We start from the raw sequence: 23,208 nt of genomic DNA on the forward strand, positions 1-23,208 counted from the left end.
TAATGCACTTTTACAATGACAATTAACCTAGCGGGCGCTCTCCCATAATTCCGGTTCCGACACGCACGACATCTGTTCCAGATGCAATCGCCGGCTCCATGTCAGCGCTCATTCCGGCGGACATTTTCAGGTCTCGCCCAAGCTTGGCCGCCACCTCATCCGTCAGCGCCCTCACCTGGGTGAAAACCTCCGCCGGATCGCTCTCCAGCGGTGGAACCACCATGAAGCCACACAGCTGCAGGTTCTCCAGATCTTCGACCAGATCCACCAGAGCGGATACCCCCTCTAGCGGGCAGCCACCACGCGCGGTATCACCGTCGGCGGAGACCTGAATATAGACCGGAAGCGTGTCCTCACGCTGGCCGCGCTCCTGGGCAAGAGCCACGCCGCGGTCGAGTGCTCTGGCGAGTTTTTCTGAGTCAAGCGAGTGAACACTATGCGCCCACCGGGCCACGTGGTTCGCTTTCTTGGTCTGTACTTGGCCGATCATGTGGAACCGCATCTCGGGCAAGACCTCCGCCTTGGCGCGGGCCTCCTGCTCGCGATTTTCTGCCACATCCGTTACCCCTAGCTCCGCTAGCAGCGCGATGTCTTCGGCCGGGTGAAACTTCGTCACAGGCAGCAGCTGCGGGGCGGGGCGGCCAGCGGCCTCAGCAAAGCGGTGAATATCCGAACGGGTGCGCGCCAGGCCGGCCCGCAATTCTTCGCGGCGCGCGGTGTTGTTATTAGTCATTAATCCTCCAACCAAATCACGCCGGCTTGGCGTCCAGTAACGCCCTCGCGGCGATATGAAAAGAAATCTGTGTCCTCAATCGTGCAGCGTGGGTCCGACTCAATGGCCGTGACTCCCATGCCCATCAGCTGGCGAATCACACCGGCGCGCACGTCGACGCCCCAGGTACCCGACGCCGTGCGGGTCTTGGAGCCGGGCAGGTGCTTCTCGACGTCCTCCGCCATCTGCTCCGGAACCTCATAGTTACGCCCAGAAGCGGCCGGCCCCATAAGCACCTGGATCGACGAAGGGGTAGCCCCCAGCTCAATCATCGCGTTGACCGTGTTCCGAACGATTCCATTGCGCGCGCCCAGACGCCCGGCGTGGGCGGCACCGATGACGCCCGCGGAGACGTCGACAAGCAGCACCGGCGTGCAATCAGCCACGAGCACGCCCAACCCCAGGCGTTTTTCGGTGGTCACCACCGCATCGGTGGCCGGCACGGGCTCCTTCGCGCCGCGGTGTTCGGCGCCCACGACCGTCACGGTATTGGTGTGCAGCTGCTCCATCCACACGATGTCCTCTAATCCCGTTGCTCGGAGAAGTCTCTCGCGATTGGCGGCCACAGCGGCGGGGTCATCGCCGACGTGATCGCCTAAGTTGAAAGAGTCATAGGGGGACGACGACGCCCCGCCAGCACGGGTTGTAAACACCATGCGGACGGGGCGTCGTGCTGCGTGTGCTTCCTCGTTTACTGGCATGCACTCCAGAGTAGCTGGCTGGGACTAGCGCATGAAGGACGGCACGTCGAGATCGTCGTCGCCATCGTCATCGAAGTCACGGCTGTTGCGCTCAGCGGGGCGCGAGAGGCGGTACTCGTCATCGGCACCACGGCGGTACTCTTCGCCACGGAAGCGATCCGAGGTGGTAAACAGTCCGCTCGACGGGGCTGGCTCAGCCGGCTGCTCGCGCTCGTAGGAGTGGCGCGGGGTGTACTCCTCGCGGCCGATGCGCTGGGACTCAGCTCGCTGCGGCTCGGCACGGGTGTACTCTTCGCGCGGGGCCTCGGTGCGCGGCGCGGCGGGGCTCTCAGGCTGTGCTTCAGCACGGTTCTCGAAGAGGGAACCCGGGCGTGCGGCCGGGGTAGCCTCCGAACCTTGCTGCTGTGCCTGGCCAGACTGCGCCGGCTGGGAGGTCATATTGGCCTGCGCGTCGAAGCCGGTGGCGATGATGGTAACGCGGACTTCGTCTCCAAGGTTGTCATCGATGATGGTGCCGAAGATGATGTTGGCGTCCTCGTCGGCACGCTCCTCCACCATGGAGGCAGCCGCGTTGACTTCGTGGAGGCCCAGGTCGGAGCCACCAGCGATAGACAGCAGAACGCCCTTGGCGCCCTCCATGGTGGACTCCAGCAGCGGGGAGTTAATGGCCTGCTCAGCAGCGTTGAGCGCGCGGTTATCCCCGCGAGCAAAACCGATGCCCATGAGGGCGGAACCTGCGTCGGACATGACGGAGCGAACGTCCGCAAAGTCGACGTTGATCATGCCCGGGATGGTGATGAGGTTGGTAATACCCTGCACACCATTGTGCAGGACTTCGTCGGCGGCGCGGAAGGCTTCGACGATAGACAGCTCCTCGCCGCCCAGCTGCATGAGGCGATCATTCGGAATAACGATGAGGGTATCGCAGACCTCGCGCAGCTCTTCGATGCCGGCCATGGCCTGACGGGTGCGGCGCGCGCCCTCGAACTTGAACGGGCGGGTAACGACACCGACGGTCAGAGCGCCCATCTTCTTTGCGATGGAGGCAACGACAGGGGCTGCGCCGGTACCGGTTCCGCCGCCCTCGCCAGCGGTGACGAAGACCATGTCGGAGCCCTGGAGGGCGTCTTCGATTTCGGTCTTGTGATCCTCCGCGGAGGTCTTTCCTACCTCCGGGTTAGCGCCGGCGCCGAGGCCGCGGGTGGCCTCGCGTCCGATGTCGAGCTTGGTATCCGCATCCGAGAAAATCAGCGCCTGGGAATCGGTGTTGATCGCCACGAACTGGACTCCCTTGAGCCCTTCTTCGATCATGCGGTTGACAGCGTTGACACCGCCGCCGCCGACGCCGACGACCTTGATGTCCGCGAGATTGTTGCTAGATGAGATCATACGAGGGTCTCTTGCCTTTCGAATAAGGTTTTAATGTAAACGAGGAGGCGCCTCTTTTCGTGAGAGGCGGTTACATCCATCTTTAACGACAATGGGGTAATTTCGGCGCACATTTTGCCGCGTGTCGGTACCCTCAACCTCTACTTTAGGGTTGCTGACATGCGGTTTTCTTAACAAGCGCCCCACCCGTCCCACTCGCGACGCCCCTAGCGGCGAGTCACCAGCGACGGGTTAGAAATGTTCCAGGATTCGCCCTCAAGCTTGAGCACATCTTCGAAAGCAATCGCCTTGTTTTTATTGTCTTCGGATGCCCCCCAAAAGATGGTTTTCTCATCCTTTGTGTGGAAAGTCAGCGAATACCTGTCTGCGATCTCGAGGGTCGTCACCTTCTCCCGAATCGGCGCGGGGAGGGCTGCAACGGCCTCGACGGCCGCCTGCATCTCTGGGGAGCCGGAGTCTGTGCTACCGGTCAGCTCCACGGCCTCGGGTGGTGCTTCATCTTCCACAAATTCCTTACCGTGATTATCTACCAACACCGTCGTGCCACCATTGCGAACAAAGGCCACTGCCTCATGTTCGGTGATCTCAATGTGCACCGTCGACGGGAATGCCCGCGATACCGTCGCGCTTTCTACCCACGGGAGCGACGCCACGCCCTGCGCGGCCTCGCGAGCATCCAAGCGCGCAAGGTTCGAGCCCTTGGCGACACCACTAGCTTGCTCCACATCCTCAGCAGCAACGTGATCGTTTCCCACCACCTCGAAGGATTTCACCGTGAGGATAGGAAAAAGCCACACTGCGGCTGCAGCGATGACCGCTACAAGTAGCACCACGCCCACCGCGAGCGCCCCAGTCTTTTTAGACATTCGGTTCCTTCGGCTCTTCCGCCTCATCGTTGCGTCCCAGCTCGGACAAAATCTCACCGGCTACGTAGGTAACCGTGCCCGCACCAATCGTGAGGACGATATCACCGGGCTGTGCCAGGGAAATGACATCGCCAGCGGCTTCGGAGAAATCGGGTTCGAAGATGACCGGCATGTCCTCCGGCATCTTATCGGTGATGATGCGGGAGGTAATTCCTTCAACCGGTTGCTCGCGGGCTCCGTAGATGTCGAGGACGACGGCGGCGTCGGCAAGCGCCAAGGCCTGAGCAAACTCTGCGTCGAACTTCATTGTCCGGGAGTACAGATGCGGCTGGAAGCAGGCGATAACACGCGCCCCCTCATCCTCCGCATCCGCCTTCGCACGGGCCGCGTTAAGTACCGCGGATACCTCCGTAGGGTGGTGCGCATAATCGTCGAAGACGCGGATTCCGCGCTCGCTGCCGCGGTACTCGAAGCGGCGGCGCACGCCCGTAAAGTCGGTCAGGCCCGCGGCCAGTTCCGCTGGGTCTCCGCCGGCCAGCGTGCCGGCCAACAGCGCGGCCGCCGAATTGAGCACCATGTGATGCCCGGGGACGTGCAAGTCATAAGACAACTCCTGCGGCACCTGCCCCGGCAGGGCCAAGCGAACGCGGACGTGCGCGCCGGCGGCGGAGACGGTTTCCTCCAGAATCTCCGCTGCGAGGGGCACGGAAGACTCTTCGCCTACCACACTGCGTGCGCCGTAACCCAGCACCTGAATACCACGCTGTGCTGCGCGTTCGCCGGTAGCGGCCGCCTGAGCGTCTTCAAGGCAAACTACCAAGTAGCCGCCCTCAACAACGCGGTCTGCAAAATCATCGAAGACCTGAAAGTAGCTTTCCGCGGTGCCGAAATAATCCAGGTGATCCGGCTCGATATTGGTAATCACCGCCACGTAGGGGCTGTAGCGCAGTAGTGAAGCATCGGATTCATCGGCTTCTGCAACGAAAGCATCACCCGTGCCGCCGTGCGCGTTGGTTCCGGCACGGTTGAGCTGGCCACCGATGGCGAAGGAGGGGTCGAGGCCCGCCTGCTGCAGCGCGGACACCGCCATGGAGGTAGTCGAAGTTTTTCCATGAGTACCAGCCAGCAGGACCTGGCGGTGGCCGTACATCAGCTCAGCCAGCAGATCTGAACGGCGTATGACCGGGATTCCGGCCTCGCGCGCAGCAGTGAGCTCGGGATTGTCGTGTGGGATGGCGGCGAAGGAAGTCACGACCACGGTTGGCTTATCACCAGCCAGGTCAAGATTTTCAGCGGCATGGCCGATGGCGATGTGCGCACCCATCGCGCGGAGGACGTCGACAGCCGTCGATTTCTTAACGTCCGAGCCGGTGACGACCGCGCCCCGACTAACCAGAATGCGTGCGAGACCGGACATGCCGGAGCCGCCGATACCGACGAAGTGGACGCGGGACAGGTCCGTGGTGGCAGGGGTATCAGTCATGGTGAAAAATCCTTCTTTCATTAACCTGTACTGTGCGTCTAGCCGCGGTTCTCGGCGGCGACACGCTGCGCGATGCGGTCAGCGATGATAGCTGCAACCTCGCCGGCTGTGCTGGCGTCAGCGGCAGTACGCATGGCCGTCAAAGTTTCGGGGTGGTCAAGGATAGCGCGAACTTCGGCAACGAGGCGCTCCGAGGTCAATTCGGCGTCCGGAACTTGGACCGCGGCGCCGGATTCCACCAGCGCGCGCGAGTTCAGAGCCTGCTCGCCATTGCCGTGCGGCAGCGGCACATAGAGTGCGGGCAGACCGGCCGCGGAGACCTCTGCCACCGTCATCGCTCCGGAACGGCAGATCATGAGGTCAGCAACGGCCAGAGCGCCAGCCATGTCATCGATATAGGGCACCGCGGTGTAGTGCTCGTGCTCAGCCGGTGCCTCGTTCTTTTTGCCATAGGCGTGCAGCACTTGGAAGTCTCGGCACAGGTCATCGAGCGCGCCGGCCACGGCAGTGTTGATGCTCACTGCTCCCTGTGAACCGCCGGTCACCACGATTGTCGGGCGATGCGCGTCGAGGTTCCAGTTCTGGCGCGCAGCCGCCGCCTTTGCGCCGTCGGGATCCTCACCCATTCCCGGCCGCACGGGAATTCCCAGGACCTCACCGGGCATACCTGAGCGTTCCTGCGCGTTGATGCCCGTGCCACCGAGGCGGACCCCCAGCTTGTTGGCCATGCCGGCCAGAGCGTTCGTCTCGAGCACGAAGAACGGGATACCCAGAGACTTCGCCGCCAGATAGGCCGGCGCAGCGACGTATCCTCCAGTACCAAAAACCACATTGGCCCCGACGTCCTTCAGAACCGCGCGGGTTTCCCGGACAGACTTGAGGACCCGCCACGGCAGCTTCGCGGCATCGGCGTTGATCTTGCGTGGGACTGGGACCGGCGTAATCATGCGCAAATCGACGCCACGCGCCGGCACGATATCACTTTCCAAACCTCGTGGGGTTCCTAGAGCGGTCACCCGCGCGCCATGGCGCTGGCGCAGCTCCTCCCCCACCGCGAGCGCTGGTTCGATGTGTCCGGCGGTGCCGCCACCTGCGATGACGACGGAAATCGGCGTGTCATTCATGCACTACACGCTACCAGCGCCGCGCTTTCTTACCGTCGCTCGCCGCGCCGATACTCCCGGCGATACTCCCGCCGCTGTTCCCCCTGCGGCGTCTGCGAGCGCGACGAGCGTCCCGTTACTGCACGCCCAAATCTTTCCTCGCGGCTGCGCTCAACATGGCGCTGGGAGCGGTCGCGGTGCGCGCGCTGGGAGCGCGTGCCCTCCCCTCGTTCACGCGGGGCCCGGTGTGCCCCGCCGCGACGCTCATTGGGCGGCGTAGGTTCGGGGATAAAGAAGATACGGTCGAATAGCGGGCGCCCAAAGTTCTGCATGGCGGAAACCTGCAGCGGCTCGTGGCGCGCCACATTGCACAGCAGGCCCATCGAGCCAATCGTGATCACCGCGGCCGTACCACCCGCAGAAATCATCGGCAGCTGAATACCCGTCACCGGCAGCACGCCGATCACGTAGCCAATGTTAATGAATGCCTGCACGACAACACCCACCGCCAACGTGGCGGCCAGCAGGGACTGGAATTGGTCCTGGGCGCGTGTTGCCGCCCGCAGCCCGAAGTAGCCCAGTACGGCGAACAGCCCGATGACCAAGGCACCGCCCCATAGGCCCAATTCCTCCCCAATGATGGCGAAGACGAAGTCATTCTTCGCCTCTGGGAGGTAGAACCACTTGGCGCGTGACTGGCCGAGGCCAACGCCCCAGAAGCCGCCGTCGGCAAGCGAAAGGAAGCCCTGGTAAGCCTGGAAACCGGTTCCTTGTGTGTCCTCGATATTGCCGCGCAGCGCATCGAAATAAGTGTGGAAGCGGTGCGAACGGAAGCCGCCGGCCAAGAAGACGGTGACCATGCCGATGGCGCCGAAGACACCGACGACGGTCGGAACACGCCAGTCCACACCGGCGAAGACCAGAGTGAACACGACGATGAGGGCGAAAGAGACACCCATGCCGAGATCGCCTTGGGCCACAATCAGCACGAACATGATGCCGGCGATGATGGAGTACATCATGAAAGGGTCCGTCAGGCGCATCGAACGGTGCGTCTTATCCGCCAGCGCTGAAGCGCCGTACATGCCCACGGCCACACGGGCGAACTCGGAGGGCTGGAAAGCCACGCCACCAGGCAGCATGATCCAGGACTGTGAACCGACCTCCACACGACCGGTACCAATGCCGGGCACGAGGACGAGGATAAGAAGCAGGATGGATAGCCCCAGAAACCACGGCACGAGTGCCCGGAGCGTGCGGGGCGACATGCGCAGGCCAATCCAAAACACGATGAGGCCGGCGATAACGAGCACGCACTGGCGCAGTGCAGCAGACCACGGGCTATCGGTCTCCGACAGCGACGTCGCCATCGACGAGGAGAAGGCCATGAGCACGCCGATGCCGATGAGCGAAAATATGGCGATGCGCAGCATTAAATAGTCAAGTCCGGGGTAGGCGCGGAGGCGCTCGCGGAGGTCACGCAGGTGGTATCCCAGCGTGCGTTGTGGCTTCTGGGTGCTGGTGGCGGTCACGGGTGCTCCTAGCGCTAGCGGGCGAGGCGGCGGGCAGCGGCGGCAAAGATATCGCCGCGCTGGCCCATACCGGTGTACATGTCCAACGATGCCGCAGCGGGTGCTAAAAGCACGGTATCGCCGGCGTCGGCGTGTTGCACGGCGGCGGACACTGCCTGTTCCATTGCGGCTTCCGGATCGTGGCTATCCACGATGACGACGGGCACATGTGGCGCTGCCTTCACGAGGGCTTGGGCAAGCACATGCTTGTCGACGCCCACCAGAACCGCCGCCTTCAGCCGCGCGGCATGGGTGCGCAACAGTTCCGAGACATCAGCGCCCTTCAGTTGGCCGCCGGCCACCCACACCACGGAGTCCAAGCCGCGCATAGCGACCTCCGCGGCATGTGGGTTCGTCGCCTTGGAATTGTCGATGTAGGTCACGCCAGCATGGCGGTGAACAATCTCCCCGCGGTGGCCAGCCACCACGTAGGAGCCAAGTCCTTCGGCAATGGATTCCGGCTGAGCACCGGCGACAGCCGCGACCGCCGACGCGGCAGCGGCATCCAGCACTCCGGCCAGACCGGCAGGTTGGATGGTGGTGGCATCGTCTACCACGACGGACTTCATCCCTGCCACCTCGTTGACGAGGAGGCTGCCGGTGCTCACGCCTACTTCACCTGCAGCGGGCTCGGCATGGCTGAAAGCGGTTGCGCCGGGAAGAGAAGCAGCGAGCGCTCGAACGTGCTCATCTTCCTTGCCGTAGACGGCATGCTCTCCGCGCAGAATCTTGGCCTTGTCTGCGGCATAGGCCTCGAAGGAGCCATGCCAATCCAGGTGGTCGTCCGCGAGGTTAAGCAGAGCTCCGACTTCTGGGCGTAGCTGGGAGGACCAGTGCAATTGGAAGGATGAGAGCTCCGCTACGAGGATGTCCACACGGGGCTCAGCGGCCAAGGCATCAAAAGATGACACGCCGATATTGCCTACGGCTTGGGCGCGCTGTCCGGAGCGTTGCTCGTCAGCAGCCATGATGGCAGCGAGCATGCCGGTGGTCGTGGTTTTGCCGTTGGTGCCGGTGATCGCGAGCCAACGGCGCGGGGCACCAAAAACTTCTGCTTGGTCGAGGCGGTAGGCCAACTCCACATCGCCGATCACCTCAAGGCCGCGGGAGGCTGCAGCGGCGAGCAGCGGTGAATCTGGCCGCCACCCCGGCGAGGTGACGACGAGCGAGTACTCAGCTAAGTCCACCGCGGAAGTGTCCACGGCGGCAACGCCCAACTCCGCGGAGATACGGCTGCGGGAGTCCGCGTTGCCATCGGCCACCGTTAAGTCCACGCCCAAGCGGGAAAGGACTGCCGCGCACCCGCGGCCAGAGACGCCAGCGCCGGCGATGAGGACGCGGCCGGAGAGGAAGTCTGGGCGCGTCATGCCCCTACTCCTATGCCGGAGGCGGTGAGCCAATCACCGTAGAAGATTGCCACGCCGGCCATCGCCGCCATGGCAGCCAGAAGCCAGAAGCGGACAACGAAGGCCGTTTCCGCCCAACCACCGTTCTCAAAGTGGTGGTGGATCGGCGCCATACGGAAGAAGCGCTTTCCGGTGGAGTGGAAGACCACGATTTGGATTACAACGGAGACCGTTTCGATGACGAACAGGGCACCGATGATGATCATGAGTAGCTCGGTACGGCTGGTAACGGAAATACCCGCGACCAAACCACCAAGTGCCAAGGACCCGGTGTCACCCATGAAGATTTTGGCGGGCGCGGCATTCCACCAGAGGAAGCCCAGGCAGCCGCCCAGTCCTGCGGCCGCAAGCACGGCGAGGTCGAGCGGATCGCGCACCTGGTAGCACCCGGCAGCAAAGTTAGTGGCGCAGGAATAGCGGAACTGCCAGAAGGTCATCAGCGAATAAGAGCCCATGACAATCGCGGTAACGCCCGCCGCGAGGCCGTCGAGGCCGTCGGTGAGGTTCACCGCGTTCGACCACGCCGCAATAAGGATGTACATGAAGATCAAGAACACGATGGTTCCGATGACCGTGCCGCCGACAGCTAGGTCGAAAGTATTCAAGTCGCGGATGAAGGATAGCTTGGTGGAGCCTGGGGTCAGCCCCGCATCGTTGGGGAAACGCAGAACCAAGAAGCCGAAGAGCAGCGCCAGCACGAGCTGGCTGACTAGCTTGGCGGTCTTATTGAGCCCGAGGTTGCGGTGGCGGAAGAGTTTGATGAAGTCATCCGCGAAGCCCACCGCGCCCAAGCCTAAGGTCAGTCCGAGGACCAGCAAGCCGGAGGCGGTAAAGGCCTCATGCCCTGTTAGCAGGCCATAGAGGCCAGCCACAACATAGGCCACCAAGATGCCCGCGAGGATGGCAAGGCCACCCATCGTCGGCGTACCGCGCTTGCGCAAGTGAGACTTGGGGCCATCCTCGCGGATCTCTTGTCCGCGGCCGGTATCGGAGAAGTAGCGGATAAGAACCGGGGTGGTAAAGATCGCCACGAGGAAGCTAACCGCACCAGCGATGATGATCTGAGTCACGAGCTTGAAGTCCTTTCTAGCGGCTAGCTGTGGTTCAGCTGTTCCGCGACCAACCAGAGACGTTGGGCATTGGAGGCCTTAATCAAGACCACATCTTTAACGTTACGGCTAGCCCAATCATCGACCCCTGCTGGGGCCACGCGCAGTATGCCGTCCACCGCCTGTGCGGCGGCCGCGGCATCGGCGCACACCACTGTATTTATACCTTGCTGCGCAGCGGCCTCGGCCATCGCCCGGCAGTTGGGATTCTCCCCTACCGCGATGAGGTGCTCGACGTGGTACTTGGCCAAAAACTCACCGAGCTGGCGGTGCGATTGCTCTGCATCGCTGCCGAGTTCTCCCATCTCCCCCAGCACCGCGATGGAACGGGCGTCGGGGCGCGCTGCTGCGGTATAAGCCAAAGCGGCAATGGCCGCTCGCATCGAATCGGGGTTGGCGTTATAGGAGTCATCGATGACGGTGACGCCATCGCGGCGGGTGCGCACGTCCATGCGGTGTTCGGAAACGAGGCGGTGGCCGGACAGGGCAGCCGCCACCGTGTCTGCCGACACCCCCAGCTCGATGGCTGCGGCGGCCGCGGCCAGTGCATTAGACACCTGGTGGGAGCCAAAGACTTGGAGCTTCACAGCAACGGGTTCGGCATCCGGGCTGTGCAGGGTAAAGGAGGGACGAGCGACGTCATCGAGCACGATGTCGGTGGCATAGTACTGTGCTGCCGGGGCACCTCCGCGACGATTTTCCGTGGAGTAGTACACCACTTTGGCCTCCGTGCGTGGAGCCATGGCAGCGACGAAAGGATCATCGGCGTTAAGGACGGCTACGCCGCCTGCCTCCGCGTTCGGCAGCGCCTCCACCAACTCTCCCTTGGCCTGAGCGATATTCTCGCGCGAGCCAAATTCGCCGAGGTGCGCGCTACCAACGTTCAGGACCACGCCAACGCGCGGCGCGGTGATTTCGGTGAGGTGACGGATGTGCCCGATGCCGCGGGCCGACATCTCCGCCACCAGGTAGCGCGTGTGCTCATCGCACCGCAGAGCCGTATAGGGCAACCCGATTTCATTATTGAAGGAGCCGGGCGGAGCGACAGTCTCCCCCACCTCGCGGAAGATGGTGGCAATGAGGTCCTTGGTAGACGTCTTGCCGGCCGAACCGGTAACACCGACAATAGTGAGTTCCTGCTCTGCGGCAAGGCGCTGCGTTACTGCACGAGCAATCGCAGACAACGCTGCGACAACGGCGGCCGCAGACCCATCTGTATCGTTGGCGTAAATATCCGCGTTGGCACCGTCACCCTCGACGCGCCCGTGGGGTTCGACGACTATCGCCGGAACACCCACCGGCCGCGCCGCCAAAACGGCAACGGCGCCTTTATCAATTGCGGTGGTGGCGTAGTCATGGCCATCCACGCGGGCTCCGGGCAGCGTTACAAAGAGGCTGCCTGGGGTGACCTTGCGAGAATCGAATTCGACAAAACCAGTCACCTGGGTGTTTGGATCATCGACGCTATCCAGGCGGCCGCCCGTGATCTCAGCGATCTCAGCGAGGCTTAACGCAATCATGCTTGCTCCTTGGATTCTTCGGTACTCAGGGTAGTCGCAGTAGTCACGGCTTCAAGAGCTCGAGCCATCTCTTCGCGGTCATCGAAGTGATGGACGGTATCGCCAATGAGCTGGCCTACCTCGTGCCCCTTGCCAACGACGATGACGGCATCACCCGGCTGCGCCCACGCCACGACTTCATCAATGGCCTTGGCGCGTGAGCCTACCTCGCGGATATCAGCCGCTGGGTTTGCCTCCTGGGCGCCCGCAAGCACGGCTGCACGGATCGATGCTGGGTCTTCGGTGCGGGGGTTGTCATCGGTGACGACGACAAGGTCCGCGCCCTTCGCGGCGGCCGCTCCCATGAGCGGACGCTTGGAGGAATCGCGGTCACCTCCCGCGCCGACGACGATGCCGATGCGGCCCGTGCTGCCTTCCAACTGCGTGCGCAGGGTCTCCAGAACGGCCGCGATTGCAGCCGGCTTGTGCGCGTAATCCACCACAGCCACAAAGTCTTGGCCGCGGTCAACACGCTCCATGCGCCCAGGGACTGCCACCTTCTCTACACCCTCGAGGAAGACGTGCGGCTCGATTCCAATAGCGGCGGCCATCCCTGTGGCGAGAGCCGCATTGGCGATGTTGAAGGTACCCGGCATAGGCAGGCGGAATTCAAACGTTCCGGCATGCTCACCGGAGGCAAGCGTTAGTTCCACCTGCTGTGCACCGGTGACCTCAGTGCTGAGCTGACGGCCAGTGATATCGGCATCGCTTCCTTGCGAGGTCGTTGATACCCGGATCACCGGGCGTGCTGCGGCGCGCTGCGCCATACGCTGTCCCCATTCGTCATCGACGCAGATGACGGAGCGGTCGGCGGCGTGGGGGCCGTCGAAAAGCAGGGCCTTGGCCTCAAAGTAGTCTTCCATCGTCGGGTGGAAGTCCAGGTGATCCTGGCTCAGGTTCGTAAAGCCACCCACGTCGAAGCGCGTTCCCTGGACTCGTCCTAGCGATAGCGCGTGGGAGGAGACCTCCATCACCACGTGCGTAACTCCCTCAGACACCATGCGCGCAAAAAGCTCCTGCAAGGTCGGCGCCTCCGGAGTGGTCAAGGAAGTCGGGACCGGCTCCCGGTTAATGCGGGTACCCGTCGTACCAATGAGACCCACTGAATAGCCCGCGTGCAAGAGGCCTGCTTCGAGGAGGTAACTCGTGGTGGTTTTACCCGAGGTGCCCGTCACTCCAAGGATGGTGAGTTTCTGCGTGGGGTGACCATAAATCTCAGCGGACACGGCTCCGAGGATGGCGCGGATATCCTCCACCACAAGAAGCGGCCGCTTCTCTCCGGCGTCGTCGAGGATACGCTGGCCTTCGGCGTCAGTGAGAATGGCTGCGGCCTTAGTATCGGCGGCAAAGCGCGCGCCGTGAACCCGTGTGCCCGGAAGCGCCGCGAACAGGCCACCGGGCGGCAGTGCTGCCGAGTTCAGCCCACAGGACCTAACGGTAGTCGAGGCATCCCCGATCACTGTGCCCCCAGAAATCTCTGCTAGGCGCTTCAGGGTGGTGCTGCTGGTCACGGTGATTCCTCTTCTCTGTTTCTCTGTCTCTAGGTTTTCGATATGTGCTTTTCGGTGTGAGAGCTGACTACTCGGCGCGCAAAGTCAGTTGCGGTGCTGGCGGGGAGGGCGGGATATTGTCGCGGTCAAGGAGCCAGGATGCGATATCGCTGAAAACAGGGGCCGCTGATTGGCCGCCGGATCCATCGTCGTTGACACCGGATTCCGGCTCATCGAGCATGACGGCGACGACGAAGCGGGGATCATCGGCAGGCGCAATGCCCGCAAACGTGATCCAGTATTTGGAATTGGAATAAGCCCCAGTGTCCTCATCGACTTTCTGCGCGGTACCGGTCTTGCCGGAGAGCTGATAGCCCTCGATGTTGGCGTTGCCGGCGGTACCGTTGTTCAGGCCCTGCGGATCATCCTGGAAGACCGCTCGGAACATGTCGACGACGGTGCGTGCGGTTTCGGCGCTGACCACGCGGGTGGTCTCGGGCTCCTCCAGCTCTTCCTTCGTCCCGTCCGGCGCGGTGATCGAATCAATGATGCGCGGCTCGATGCGCTCGCCGTCGTTGGCGAGGGCCTGGTAAACAGACGCCAGCTGCAGGGCAGTCCATGACTGGCCCTGGCCGATGGGCAGGTTAGCGAAGGTACCGCCGGACCACTGCGAACGATCGGGAACCAGTCCCGGGGACTCGTTGGGCAGCTCGATTCCGGAGGTCTGCCCGAGTCCGAACTTCTTCAGGTAGTCGGCGTATTTATCTTGGCCAAGTCGATCCGCCAACATCAGCGTTCCGACGTTCGAGGACTTACCGAAGACGCCTGTCGTGGTATAAGGCTCAACGCCGTGCGGCCAAGCATCATTAACAGTCACGCCGGCCATGTCGATGGAGCCGGGCACCTGCAGAACTTCATCCGGGTCAGTCAGACCCTCCTCGATGGTCGCGGCGGCAGTAATAATCTTCGCCACCGAGCCGGGCTCGAAGGGGTGCGAGACCGCCAGGTTGTCGAAGGTTTTGTCCTTCTGGAGCTGCTTTTCGATGTCCTTGTTCGGATCAACCGTACCAGTATTCGCCATGGCTAAGACCTGTCCGGTAGCGGCATCCAGCACGACCGCCTCAGCGCTTTTCGCCTTCGAGTTAGCCTTTGCCTTTTCCAGCTTCTGCTGCACGTAGGTCTGCAAATCAAGATCCAGCGTCAATGTGACATTTTTGCCGTCAGTGGTGGGCACCTGATCACGGAGGCTACCGGGAATCACCTGGCCATTAGCCGAAACGTCTTCGGTGGAGCTGCCATCAATACCCGTGAGGGTGGTATCACCGGAGGCTTCGAAACCAAACTGGCCTTGGCCGTCCATGGACACCTTGCCGATAACGTTCTCCGCGATAGCACCGTTGGGGTACTGGCGGATTTGCTGCTCATCGGCGGCAAGGCCGTGGTATTCCTCGGAAATAGCTACCGCGACATCTGGGTCGACATTGCGCACGAGGACCTCATACTGGGTGTCGGCACGGAGCTTGTCCATAATCTGCTCCGGTTCCACGTCGCCGGCATCGATTCCGGCCTCCTTCAGCTTGCTCGGAATCCCCTCCGACATTTCGGTGAGCCGCTCGGTCACTTTGTTGTCTAGGTAGGAATTCTTCGCGTCGGGAGCCAAGGACTCAAACTCGGCCTCCCCGGTGGCCTTCTGCTCTTCCTGCTCACGAAGCTCATCGCGCAGGCGAGTCGGTGAGACGGTCAATGACCGAGCACGCATGGTGTAGGCCAAACGTTGGCCATCGCGTGCAAGGATCTCACCCCGTCCGGCGGTGTCGACGTACACGCGGGTTCGCTGCGCTGCTGCCTTCGCTGCCAGGTCTGGACCCCATACAATCTGCACCCAGGCGAGGCGCCCCATCCAGGCCAGCATGATGACGAGCATCACCGCCGCAATGACGTGAACGCGCTGGCGCATCGTCTTTTGCTGACTCAGGAAAGGCTTGCCGGTACGTGGATTCCGGGAGCGGGTCGCGGGAACGACGCGGTCGGCGTCGTAGCGCTGCCGTGGTTGGTGAGAGGCGCCGCGTGGCTGAGCGGCACGGGCGGCGGGAGCCCGCCTCGGGCGCCGGCCACCGGAGTGTGGTGGGGTCACACGTCACCTTTCTGTCTGCAGCGAGGGTAGGTAAGTAAACAGCTGAATGTCTTGCCCCACGCTTGGCGCGGGGTAGAGACAGTCTCATCCCGAATTGTGCCCTATTATCGCCGCCTGCCCACGCAGGCACGCGCGAAGCGGGAGGGGGATTCTATCCCCGCGCCGCATAGGGAGCCTGGGCCGGAATATCCGGCAGCTCAACGCTCGCCTCCCCTGGCTGGCCGCCTTCGGGGCTATCCTCCGAATGCGCGTCCGTGGTAGCGGCACCTCCGCCTTCGCGGTTGCGCTCGCTGAGCGTCGGGCGGGCGTTGAGGTTGTCGGACATGTTGGCCGTCGCATTCGGGTCACTGGAAGCCTGCCCCGGGCGGACCGGCTCACCGTTGACATCGATGACTGATTCCATATCCGGGGTTGCCTCGCGCTTGTGCTCGATGTTGCCGTCTGCGCCAACCTCCACAACGCCCGGCTGGACCGGAATGCCCATCTTGGCTTCGTGGGCGCGGCGAGCGACATCCGAGGCCGAACGAACGTTTTCCAAGTCTCGGTTCAGGGTTTCCAGCTGGTTATCCAGCGTGGATTCTTGGGCGGTGAGCTCCTGAATCTTGAAGGTCTGGGACGTAGACAAGCCCGACAGCCACATGGCTGCGGCCACACCCGTAATCAGCAGAGCAATGGCGGTGAAGGACAGGCGCGCGAAGAGGCCGTTAACCCGCGTGGGCTGTGCGACACGACGCCCACGATTGCTTACGACCTGCTTCGAGCCAAGGCGGCTTCCCCGCAGGCCGGAGCCAACGCGGCGAGTAGGAACGGTGCCGCGGTGCGGGGTGCGGCTCGGCAGCGGGGTGGTACGACGCCCCCGTTCAAGCAGCGCGGTTCCCTGGCCCGTGGCATCGGCTCCAGTGGTGAAATCGCGGCTTGCGCCCATGGTGTGGGTCCTCTCGTGGTCGCGGCGGTGCGTTGCCTGTGCGGTACGGTCTCTCAGCGTCATGGCCTACCTCCCGGTTCATGAAAAGACGGTGTCCCCTCAAGGCGTTCGAGCGCGCGTACACGGACGGATGCCGCACGCGGGTTCTCCGCAATCTCTTCCTGGCTCGCCTTCTCCGCACCACGCGTCACCACGGAATAATGCGCCGCGGTTCCGGGCAAATCCATGGGCAGGCCCGCTGGAGTGGTCGAGGTGCTGAGCTTGGTGAAAGCATGCTTGACAATGCGATCTTCGAGCGACTGGTAGCTCATAAACACCGCACGTCCGCCAATGGACAAGGCATCCGTAATCACAGGGATAACCTGCTCAATAGCCTCAAGCTCACGGTTGACCTCAACGCGCAGCGCCTGAAAGGTTCGCTTCGCCGGGTGGCCACCAGTGCGGCGCGTTGCTGCGGGGATGGTGGCGTACAACAAGTCGACTAAGCGCGCGGAGTTGCTAAAAGGCTCCTTTTCCCTTTCCCGCAGAACCGCGGATGCGATTTTGCCGGCGAAACGCTCATCGCCATAGGTCTTTAAGATGCGAGCCAAGTCGCCGTGACTATAAGTATTGAGAATGTCGGCGGCGGTCGTTCCCTGGCGAGGGTCCATGCGCATATCCAGCGGGGCGTCAGTCTTGTACGCAAAACCGCGATCGACCTGATCCAGCTGCATGGAGGACACACCCAGATCAAATAGCGCCCCGGCTATGCCATGCTCCCGCGCGATGGAAAAGATCTCGTCTTCCCCATCCGCGATAGCACTGCCCACCTCATCGAAACGCGCGTTGACACCCACGAAACGGTCGGCGAAGGGGCGGAGACGTCGAGAAGCACTGCTCAACGAAGCAGAGTCACGGTCCACGCCAATGATGCGCACGGAGGGAAAGGCGGTGAGAAAATATTCGCTGTGACCACCCGCGCCCAAGGTACCGTCAACGATGACGGCATTCTCCCCTGCCGCCTCGACAGCTGGGGCAAGCAACTGGGCCATGCGAGCACGCATGACGGGGACATGGCCGTGGTTCTCGCTCACGTCGTAGTTTATGGTGCCGTCGTGCTCCACAGTTGCTGTCCCCCTTTCCGTTCAGGCGCTTAATGCTGCGGTCTGATGTTCTCGATAAAAAGCGAGTGCGTATAGGGCCCTGTCCGAGGAAGGGTTCTGATGTCGGGGAAGTACACCAGCTCATCCTCCTCGGGCAGAGTCCGTACACGCACTCTTGGTGTGCCGGGGAAGCTTTAGAGCAGCCCAGCAAGTACGTCATCGGCGTCTGCCGCCGAGTAAGCGTCTTCAGTTTGCGCCTGGTATTCAGCCCACGCGGCTGCATCCCAGATTTCAAGGAAGTCGACCGACCCCACGACCACGCATTCCTTTGTCAGGTTTGCGTACTCACGGTGGCCTGCTGACAGCGTGATACGCCCGTGCCCATCGGGGCGCTGCTCGTCCGCACTCGCTGCCAAGTTACGGATGAACGCACGCGCGTCCGGGTTGGTGCGTGACACAGCCGCCGCCTTCCTAGCTCGTGCCGCGAATTCCTCCCGCGGGTATACCGCAAGCGAATGGTCCTGACCCTTGGTGACCATGAGGCCACCGGCCAGTTCTTCACGAAACTTCGCTGGAAGCGTGAGCCGACCTTTGTCATCGAGCTTGGGAGTGTAGGTACCGAGAAACATCCCCGGGTCCACCTTCCTGCCACTCGAAAACTCCGGATTCCTCTCGCGACAAGAGAACAACTCTCCTCCGCTGCGCCCCACTCTACCCCACTTTCCCCCACCGCCCACACCTTTAACTCCCCTCTTCCCCGCGTGTCACGGAAAACATGCAGCTAGACGGGAGTTTTTTCGGTGGGAAGTTTTCCCAGCACACTCTTGACACACCCCCTAAGTGCGCACTTCACACGCTTATTCACACCTGCATCTTTCACCCCTTTAGGGAGATTTCTCCCCCACATTCACACGATCCTGCGGTTTATACGCGCATTACCCCGCAGCCAAGCACCTCACACTCCACCGCCTCACCGGCCTACACGGGGCCAGTGGGGGAAAGTGGGGAATTTAGGGAAACTGCCCAGGAAGCCGTTTCTCGCGACAGCATTTTTAGAAACGCCACGTTCCTATGTTAGAAACACATTGTTGCTATCTCACATTTGACGGGGATGGCATTCCAACAGATTCCCACCCACTAGGAAGATCCACCATGTATCTAGCTTGGCGCGAGATGCTCTTCGCGCGTACCCGCTTCCTCCTCATGGGCGTTGTCCTCGCCCTGATGTCCATGCTCGTCGTCATCATCTCCGGCCTCACCGCAGGTTTGGTCAACGACGGAGTCTCCGGACTGAAGGCCATGGACAGCGACGTCGTCGCCTTCGCCGACGGCACCCAAAAGGACTCCGCCTTCACCCGCTCCGTAATTGATGCCTCCGCAGCCGAATCCTTCGCCCACCTCGATGGCGTAGACCAGGCCGCCCCTTTGGGCCTGACCATTGCCAATGCCCATAACCACGAGGGCACGGCAGTGGATTTGACCCTCTTGGGAGTAAAACCCGATTCCTTCCTCGCTCCAGCTGGGCTCCCCGCCATCGACACCATGCGGGTCGACGGCCAACCCAGCAATACCAAGCACGACATCATCGTCTCCTCCACCCTGCAGGATGAGGGCATCGAAGTCGGTGACACGATCACCCTTGACCGCCTGGATATCCCTCTCAATGTCATCGGCTTTAGCGATAACCAGCGCACCTTCGGTCACGTGGACGTGGCCTACCTGCCTTTGGATATCTGGCAGGAGATCCATGCCGGCGGGCGCCACGGTGAAGCCGTCAACCCGGACGCCTATGAAGAGGCTTCCGTTATCGTCGCCCGCACTACAGACAAACCCGACACCGAAGCCCTCACAGAGCAGTCCGGACTCGATGTGCGCACCCTCAAGGAAAGCTTCGACTCCTCCCCCGGCTACACCGCTGAGATGATGACCCTGTCCATGATTACGTGGTTCCTCTACGTCATCGCCGCGCTCGTCACTGGTGCTTTCTTCCTCGTCTGGACCATCCAGCGGGCAGGCAATATCGCCACTCTTCGCGCGATGGGCGCCACCAAGGGCTTCCTGTTGCGCGATAGCCTCGGCCAAGCTGTAGTCATCCTTGTCTTGTCCATCCTGGCGGGCGCGCTGGTGGCCGTCGGCTTAGGCAGCCTCTTGGAGCAGACCGCGATGCCTTATGCCACCGAATTCAGCTCTGTCATCAGTGGCGGCCTCATCCTCTTCGTCGCTGGATTGCTCGGTGCCTTCATCGCCGTCGTCCGCGTTACCCGAACCAACCCCCTCGCTGCCCTAGGAGAAAACCGATGAGCCCAGCTTTAGAACTACACGACGTCACCATCAGCTACACCGATGGCGACTCGCAAGTTAAGGCACTCGATTCCGTCAATCTCAGCATCGATCCCGGTGAATTCGTAGCCGTGGTTGGCCCATCCGGCTCTGGAAAGTCCACACTGCTCGCCGTTGCGGGCGCGCTGACAACACCCGATTCCGGCAAGGTCCTAGTCGCAGGTGAAGATATCGTGCCGCTGAGCGGCACCCAACTGGCCGAGATTCGTCGCAACCACATCGGCTTCGTCTTCCAGTCCACAGGTAACCTTCCCTCCGCGCTGACCGCGGAGGAACAAATCGAGCTGGCCACCAAGGTCATCGGCAAGACTGGGCGCTACTCCAGCGCTGAGCTGCTCGACAAGGTCGGTATGAAGCATCGGGCGAAGCACCGTCCAGGAAGCTTGTCCGGCGGTGAGCGCCAGCGTGTCGGCATCGCCCGCGCGCTCGTGGGCGATCCCCAAGTGCTGCTTGTCGACGAACCCACTGCCGCCCTTGATCGCGCACGCTCCCAAGAGATCGTGGCGCTGTTGGCAAAAGAATGCCACGACTTTAACGTCGCTGGCATTATGGTCACTCACGACTATGAAGTCCTTGAGCACTGCGACAAGGTCTATGAGATGGTCGACGGCCGCTTGACGCCTGCCTCAGCCCCAGCGTCAGAGTAGAAAAAGAATGCGCAGCTTAACGTAGAATTACGCGCATGCCGAAGATCACTGAAACGACAGTAGCCGAGCACCGCGCCGTCCAGCACCGCGCGGTGCTGGAGGCTGCCGAAAGGTTGATCATCAACAACCGTGGTGCGGTACCGACCTTGGCCGAGGTAGCTGCGGAGGTTGGGCTTGCTCGCCCCAGTGTCTATCGATATGTGTCTTCTCAACACGATTTACTGGTGCAGCTTCTCATCCAGGCCACACAGTTGTGGAATGAACAGCTCGAGGCCGCCATGAAGGTGGCTCCCCCTGAACCCACGAAACGCCTCCGCGCCTATGTGGACGCCACACTCGAGCTCTTTGTTCATGGGGCCCACGGTCATTTGATGACTGCCGCTCAACACTTCCCCCGAGCTTTTGCTGACGAGGAAGTGCAACGCTCTCATGACGGCTTCGCCTCCATCGTTGATGCGTTCTGTCCCGGTATTTCCGCGGTAGACATTTCGCTGCTCAACGCAGCCATCCTTCGGGCTTCGGAGCTAGCGGAGCGCTCTCCGGAGCAGCTCGATAGCGCGACACAGACTCTCTATGCAATGGCCGATGCCATTGTGCCCCACCCTCCTCCGCGGATGAGAGCAGACCAGGACAGATAAAACCGACTAAGAACAGCTAAGAGCAAAGCAGCCCTCCGCGAATTAACGCGGAGGGCTGCGGGGCGAGAGTACAGCTATCTATACAACGCCCATGAGCGCCTTATTTGGGGCCTAGCGTTCTTCAAAGCGACGGCGGAAATTGTCTTCCAGGCGGTTTCCAACGCCGCTGCCGCCCTTCTTGGATTGCTTGTTGTGCCCGCGCGCAGGGGCATGCGTGCCGACTGCAACCAGAGAATCTTCAGACTTTCCGCGCAGCATCCAGACACCGGAGCCGAACATAACGAGGAAGCCAAGGACGGAGAGGCTGACAAACCACAGAGATTGCTGAGCCAACGCGATACCGCCCACCATCATGCAGAGACCAACAACAATCAAGGCCACTCCGCGGAGGGTGATGGCACCCGAGTTTCCGCCGAAAGATGTTTCACCGGACACAGACGCGCCAAAATCAGGATCATTGGCCAGCAACGACTGTTCAATTTCACGCAGCGCTTGCTGTTCGTGCTCAGAAAGGGCCACAGCGTCCTCCGTAATGGGTTGGGGTTTAGGTAGTAATACTGGGAATGTGGGTTACTACCTCTATAACGTCAAGGATAGCGAGATAGTTCCCACAAAGACAGTCCATAATTTGGCCGCACTACCCCCTCACGGCCTATGACCCCGGCCCCAGTCTTAGGCCGCCATTACCCCGAAGCCCAGCTCGGACTCAGTCGCATCCACATAACGTGCGGCAAGCGCTAAGTACTGATAAACCGAATCCGGCTCAGGGACCGGATCTAGCCCAGAGGCCACACGTGAGCGCACACGGGAGTACTCCTTAAACTCCTCTGCCCACTGCGCATCAGCCAGGCCAATGAGAGCCACCTGCTCCCAGGCGGAAGTAGGCAAGCGCCGGCGGCGCGACACCGTGGACGCCGCCACGCGTGCCCCGGCTGCACGTAGCGAGGCGCGGTAAGCCATTTCCAATGCATCCGCAAAGCTTCCCTCCGCTGCGCTTCTCCGCGCATCCGCTAAGAGGTCTAGTGCTTGGTTCACAAAACGGTCTCGCTGCACCCGCTGCATAGCCTCACGGTTCCGGCTGCGGGCCGCCGCTGTTGCTGAGATTACCTGTGCCATGTCCTCTCCCCCTTGGGCTTCTTCCTCAGTTTGTCGATAAAGACTGTGCCGTTGATGCTGTTGATTGTCTGCTGTTGTTCGTTGTTGCGATTCACCTTAAAACCACCTTCCTACATCCACCTCCAATTTTAGATCACGTGTTCGAATTAAACAATGGTTTTAAAGCATCATTTCGAATGTTTTCGAACACGCACACCACGACGCTTGATGGAAGTTTCCCCGAGTGCTTTCACATACCGCGAGAATCTGTTGTTATTAGACATGTGAGTTACACGCTGCGCCGCTTAAGCCCCCAAGAGTTCGCCATTGCCCTCCCGCACTTGGTAGATATCTACATTGCAGCGATGGACTACAACCCCTCGGTGCGCGAGGGGTCCATCTCACGATGGCGCGCAGATCTCATACGCCCAGGGTTTTCCTGCGTTGTGGCCACCGATGAATATGGCATCGCCGGCTTTGCCTACGGCTTCCTAGGCACCCCCGATACCTGGTGGGATAAACAGCTCCGCCGTGCACTCGCCGCCTGCGGCGGCCCTACCCCAGAGCAAGAAGAGATTCTCCACAATTACTTCGAGCTGGCAGAAATCCACGTGCTCCCCGCGAAACAAGGCCACGGCCTGGGCCGCGCACTACTAGAAGCCTTAGCCTGGAATCTTCCCGCTCGCTATATTTTGCTCTCCACACCAGAAGTTCCTCATGAAGCCAACTCCGCCTTTGGGCTCTACCGCAAGATGGGCTTTGGCGATTTCCTGCGCGACCTCCATTACCCCGCTGATTCCCGCCCCTTCGCAATCCTGCAATCTACTGTGCCGCTCGCGCCAACCGACACCACTTAACCTGGCGCCTTAGCCCTGAACCTGCCCAGGTAAAGTGGCAA

21 protein-coding genes are annotated in these 23,208 nt (G+C 61.7%); 4 read left to right on the forward strand and 17 right to left on the reverse strand.

From position 1 onward, the window contains the following. Positions 1 to 22: 22 nt before the first annotated feature. The 15 genes from CAURIM_RS08670 to mraZ all read right to left on the reverse strand — a co-directional run bounded on the left by CAURIM_RS08670 (position 23) and on the right by mraZ (position 18,219). Entirely contained in the window at positions 23 to 733 is a 711-nt protein-coding gene (locus CAURIM_RS08670; RefSeq protein ID WP_070643704.1) for a YggS family pyridoxal phosphate-dependent enzyme, read from the reverse strand. Further along, positions 733 to 1,473: a peptidoglycan editing factor PgeF gene (gene pgeF / locus CAURIM_RS08675; protein WP_070719483.1), complete on the reverse strand. Its 741-nt coding sequence runs from the start codon at positions 1,471 to 1,473 to the stop codon at positions 733 to 735. The genes CAURIM_RS08670 and pgeF overlap by 1 nt, the downstream gene beginning before the upstream one ends. Positions 1,474 to 1,497: 24 nt before the next feature. Then, positions 1,498 to 2,862 (reverse strand): cell division protein FtsZ, encoded by a 1,365-nt coding sequence (ftsZ, locus tag CAURIM_RS08680; RefSeq protein WP_070445299.1) that lies wholly within the window; start codon positions 2,860 to 2,862, stop codon positions 1,498 to 1,500. A 206-nt stretch (positions 2,863 to 3,068) separates the two neighbouring features. Continuing rightward, positions 3,069 to 3,728, reverse strand: coding sequence for a cell division protein FtsQ/DivIB (locus CAURIM_RS08685; RefSeq protein WP_083276441.1), 660 nt, complete (start codon positions 3,726 to 3,728; stop codon positions 3,069 to 3,071). Further along, the gene (gene murC / locus CAURIM_RS08690; RefSeq protein WP_201827792.1) at positions 3,721 to 5,211 is read right to left on the reverse strand and encodes a UDP-N-acetylmuramate--L-alanine ligase; all 1,491 of its coding nucleotides are present in this window, start codon (positions 5,209 to 5,211) and stop codon (positions 3,721 to 3,723) included. The genes CAURIM_RS08685 and murC overlap by 8 nt, the downstream gene beginning before the upstream one ends. A gap of 38 nt (positions 5,212 to 5,249) precedes the next feature. Next, complete coding sequence (murG, locus tag CAURIM_RS08695) at positions 5,250 to 6,335, reverse strand: undecaprenyldiphospho-muramoylpentapeptide beta-N-acetylglucosaminyltransferase (RefSeq protein WP_070729779.1); 1,086 nt, start codon at positions 6,333 to 6,335, stop codon at positions 5,250 to 5,252. Between the two features lie 29 nt (positions 6,336 to 6,364). Further along, positions 6,365 to 7,846 (reverse strand): FtsW/RodA/SpoVE family cell cycle protein, encoded by a 1,482-nt coding sequence (locus tag CAURIM_RS08700; RefSeq protein WP_070445288.1) that lies wholly within the window; start codon positions 7,844 to 7,846, stop codon positions 6,365 to 6,367. Between the two features lie 14 nt (positions 7,847 to 7,860). After that, entirely contained in the window at positions 7,861 to 9,252 is a 1,392-nt protein-coding gene (gene murD / locus CAURIM_RS08705) for a UDP-N-acetylmuramoyl-L-alanine--D-glutamate ligase (RefSeq protein WP_201827790.1), read from the reverse strand. Beyond that, complete coding sequence (mraY, locus tag CAURIM_RS08710; RefSeq protein WP_201827785.1) at positions 9,249 to 10,361, reverse strand: phospho-N-acetylmuramoyl-pentapeptide-transferase; 1,113 nt, start codon at positions 10,359 to 10,361, stop codon at positions 9,249 to 9,251. Before mraY ends, murD begins: the two co-directional genes overlap by 4 nt. A 23-nt stretch (positions 10,362 to 10,384) precedes the next feature. After that, positions 10,385 to 11,920 (reverse strand): UDP-N-acetylmuramoyl-tripeptide--D-alanyl-D-alanine ligase, encoded by a 1,536-nt coding sequence (locus CAURIM_RS08715; RefSeq protein WP_201827783.1) that lies wholly within the window; start codon positions 11,918 to 11,920, stop codon positions 10,385 to 10,387. Continuing rightward, complete coding sequence (locus CAURIM_RS08720; RefSeq protein ID WP_070445276.1) at positions 11,917 to 13,470, reverse strand: UDP-N-acetylmuramoyl-L-alanyl-D-glutamate--2,6-diaminopimelate ligase; 1,554 nt, start codon at positions 13,468 to 13,470, stop codon at positions 11,917 to 11,919. The genes CAURIM_RS08715 and CAURIM_RS08720 overlap by 4 nt, the downstream gene beginning before the upstream one ends. Before the next feature lie 67 nt (positions 13,471 to 13,537). Then, positions 13,538 to 15,406 (reverse strand): peptidoglycan D,D-transpeptidase FtsI family protein, encoded by a 1,869-nt coding sequence (locus tag CAURIM_RS08725; protein WP_070445273.1) that lies wholly within the window; start codon positions 15,404 to 15,406, stop codon positions 13,538 to 13,540. Positions 15,407 to 15,734: 328 nt separating this feature from the next. Next, positions 15,735 to 16,571 (reverse strand): cell division protein FtsL, encoded by an 837-nt coding sequence (ftsL, locus tag CAURIM_RS08730; RefSeq protein ID WP_070445269.1) that lies wholly within the window; start codon positions 16,569 to 16,571, stop codon positions 15,735 to 15,737. After that, positions 16,568 to 17,611, reverse strand: coding sequence for a 16S rRNA (cytosine(1402)-N(4))-methyltransferase RsmH (rsmH, locus tag CAURIM_RS08735; protein ID WP_070445266.1), 1,044 nt, complete (start codon positions 17,609 to 17,611; stop codon positions 16,568 to 16,570). The genes ftsL and rsmH overlap by 4 nt, the downstream gene beginning before the upstream one ends. Positions 17,612 to 17,784: 173 nt before the next feature. Continuing rightward, positions 17,785 to 18,219, reverse strand: coding sequence for a division/cell wall cluster transcriptional repressor MraZ (gene mraZ, locus CAURIM_RS08740; RefSeq protein ID WP_010190539.1), 435 nt, complete (start codon positions 18,217 to 18,219; stop codon positions 17,785 to 17,787). Positions 18,220 to 18,742: 523 nt separating this feature from the next. Between mraZ and CAURIM_RS08745 the strand changes: the two genes are divergently transcribed. Genes CAURIM_RS08745 through CAURIM_RS08755 form a run of 3 tightly spaced genes read left to right on the forward strand, consistent with a single transcriptional unit; the run spans position 18,743 to position 21,215 of the window. Then, on the forward strand, positions 18,743 to 19,891 hold the full coding sequence (locus CAURIM_RS08745) for an ABC transporter permease (RefSeq protein WP_070729776.1): 1,149 nt from the start codon (positions 18,743 to 18,745) through the stop codon (positions 19,889 to 19,891). Continuing rightward, entirely contained in the window at positions 19,888 to 20,577 is a 690-nt protein-coding gene (locus tag CAURIM_RS08750; RefSeq protein ID WP_070445261.1) for an ABC transporter ATP-binding protein, read from the forward strand. Before CAURIM_RS08745 ends, CAURIM_RS08750 begins: the two co-directional genes overlap by 4 nt. A 35-nt stretch (positions 20,578 to 20,612) precedes the next feature. Then, a complete protein-coding gene (locus tag CAURIM_RS08755; protein ID WP_070445258.1) occupies positions 20,613 to 21,215 on the forward strand; it encodes a TetR/AcrR family transcriptional regulator in 603 nt (200 codons plus the stop codon). A gap of 111 nt (positions 21,216 to 21,326) precedes the next feature. On the opposite strand, the gene CAURIM_RS08760 is transcribed toward CAURIM_RS08755, so the two are convergent. Together CAURIM_RS08760 and CAURIM_RS08765 are read right to left on the reverse strand one after the other, a co-directional pair. After that, entirely contained in the window at positions 21,327 to 21,734 is a 408-nt protein-coding gene (locus CAURIM_RS08760) for a DUF3040 domain-containing protein (protein ID WP_070445255.1), read from the reverse strand. A 153-nt stretch (positions 21,735 to 21,887) separates the two neighbouring features. Continuing rightward, positions 21,888 to 22,331: an SAV_6107 family HEPN domain-containing protein gene (locus CAURIM_RS08765; RefSeq protein ID WP_070729774.1), complete on the reverse strand. Its 444-nt coding sequence runs from the start codon at positions 22,329 to 22,331 to the stop codon at positions 21,888 to 21,890. A 263-nt stretch (positions 22,332 to 22,594) separates the two neighbouring features. Here CAURIM_RS08765 and CAURIM_RS08770 point away from each other — a divergent pair, with 263 nt between their 5' ends. Then, entirely contained in the window at positions 22,595 to 23,167 is a 573-nt protein-coding gene (locus tag CAURIM_RS08770) for a GNAT family N-acetyltransferase (RefSeq protein ID WP_070643680.1), read from the forward strand. Positions 23,168 to 23,208: the final 41 nt, after the last annotated feature.

Origin of the sequence: Corynebacterium aurimucosum (assembly GCF_030408555.1) — a bacterium.
GTDB lineage: Bacteria > Actinomycetota > Actinomycetes > Mycobacteriales > Mycobacteriaceae > Corynebacterium > Corynebacterium aurimucosum.

What these genes read in the sequence shown, in the direction of transcription:
- murD (WP_201827790.1), bottom strand. Translation starts at nt 9,252, where the DNA reads ATGACGCGCCCAGACTTCCTCTCCGGCCGCGTCCTCATCGCCGGCGCT.
- mraZ (WP_010190539.1), bottom strand. Translation starts at nt 18,219, where the DNA reads ATGTTTCTCGGTACCTACACTCCCAAGCTCGATGACAAAGGTCGGCTC.
- CAURIM_RS08755 (WP_070445258.1), top strand. Translation starts at nt 20,613, where the DNA reads ATGCCGAAGATCACTGAAACGACAGTAGCCGAGCACCGCGCCGTCCAG.
- ftsL (WP_070445269.1), bottom strand. Translation starts at nt 16,571, where the DNA reads ATGACGCTGAGAGACCGTACCGCACAGGCAACGCACCGCCGCGACCAC.
- CAURIM_RS08750 (WP_070445261.1), top strand. Translation starts at nt 19,888, where the DNA reads ATGAGCCCAGCTTTAGAACTACACGACGTCACCATCAGCTACACCGAT.
- CAURIM_RS08765 (WP_070729774.1), bottom strand. Translation starts at nt 22,331, where the DNA reads ATGGCACAGGTAATCTCAGCAACAGCGGCGGCCCGCAGCCGGAACCGT.
- CAURIM_RS08685 (WP_083276441.1), bottom strand. Translation starts at nt 3,728, where the DNA reads ATGTCTAAAAAGACTGGGGCGCTCGCGGTGGGCGTGGTGCTACTTGTA.
- pgeF (WP_070719483.1), bottom strand. Translation starts at nt 1,473, where the DNA reads ATGCCAGTAAACGAGGAAGCACACGCAGCACGACGCCCCGTCCGCATG.
- murC (WP_201827792.1), bottom strand. Translation starts at nt 5,211, where the DNA reads ATGACTGATACCCCTGCCACCACGGACCTGTCCCGCGTCCACTTCGTC.
- CAURIM_RS08745 (WP_070729776.1), top strand. Translation starts at nt 18,743, where the DNA reads ATGTATCTAGCTTGGCGCGAGATGCTCTTCGCGCGTACCCGCTTCCTC.
- CAURIM_RS08715 (WP_201827783.1), bottom strand. Translation starts at nt 11,920, where the DNA reads ATGATTGCGTTAAGCCTCGCTGAGATCGCTGAGATCACGGGCGGCCGC.
- ftsZ (WP_070445299.1), bottom strand. Translation starts at nt 2,862, where the DNA reads ATGATCTCATCTAGCAACAATCTCGCGGACATCAAGGTCGTCGGCGTC.
- murG (WP_070729779.1), bottom strand. Translation starts at nt 6,335, where the DNA reads ATGAATGACACGCCGATTTCCGTCGTCATCGCAGGTGGCGGCACCGCC.
- CAURIM_RS08725 (WP_070445273.1), bottom strand. Translation starts at nt 15,406, where the DNA reads ATGCGCCAGCGCGTTCACGTCATTGCGGCGGTGATGCTCGTCATCATG.
- CAURIM_RS08670 (WP_070643704.1), bottom strand. Translation starts at nt 733, where the DNA reads ATGACTAATAACAACACCGCGCGCCGCGAAGAATTGCGGGCCGGCCTG.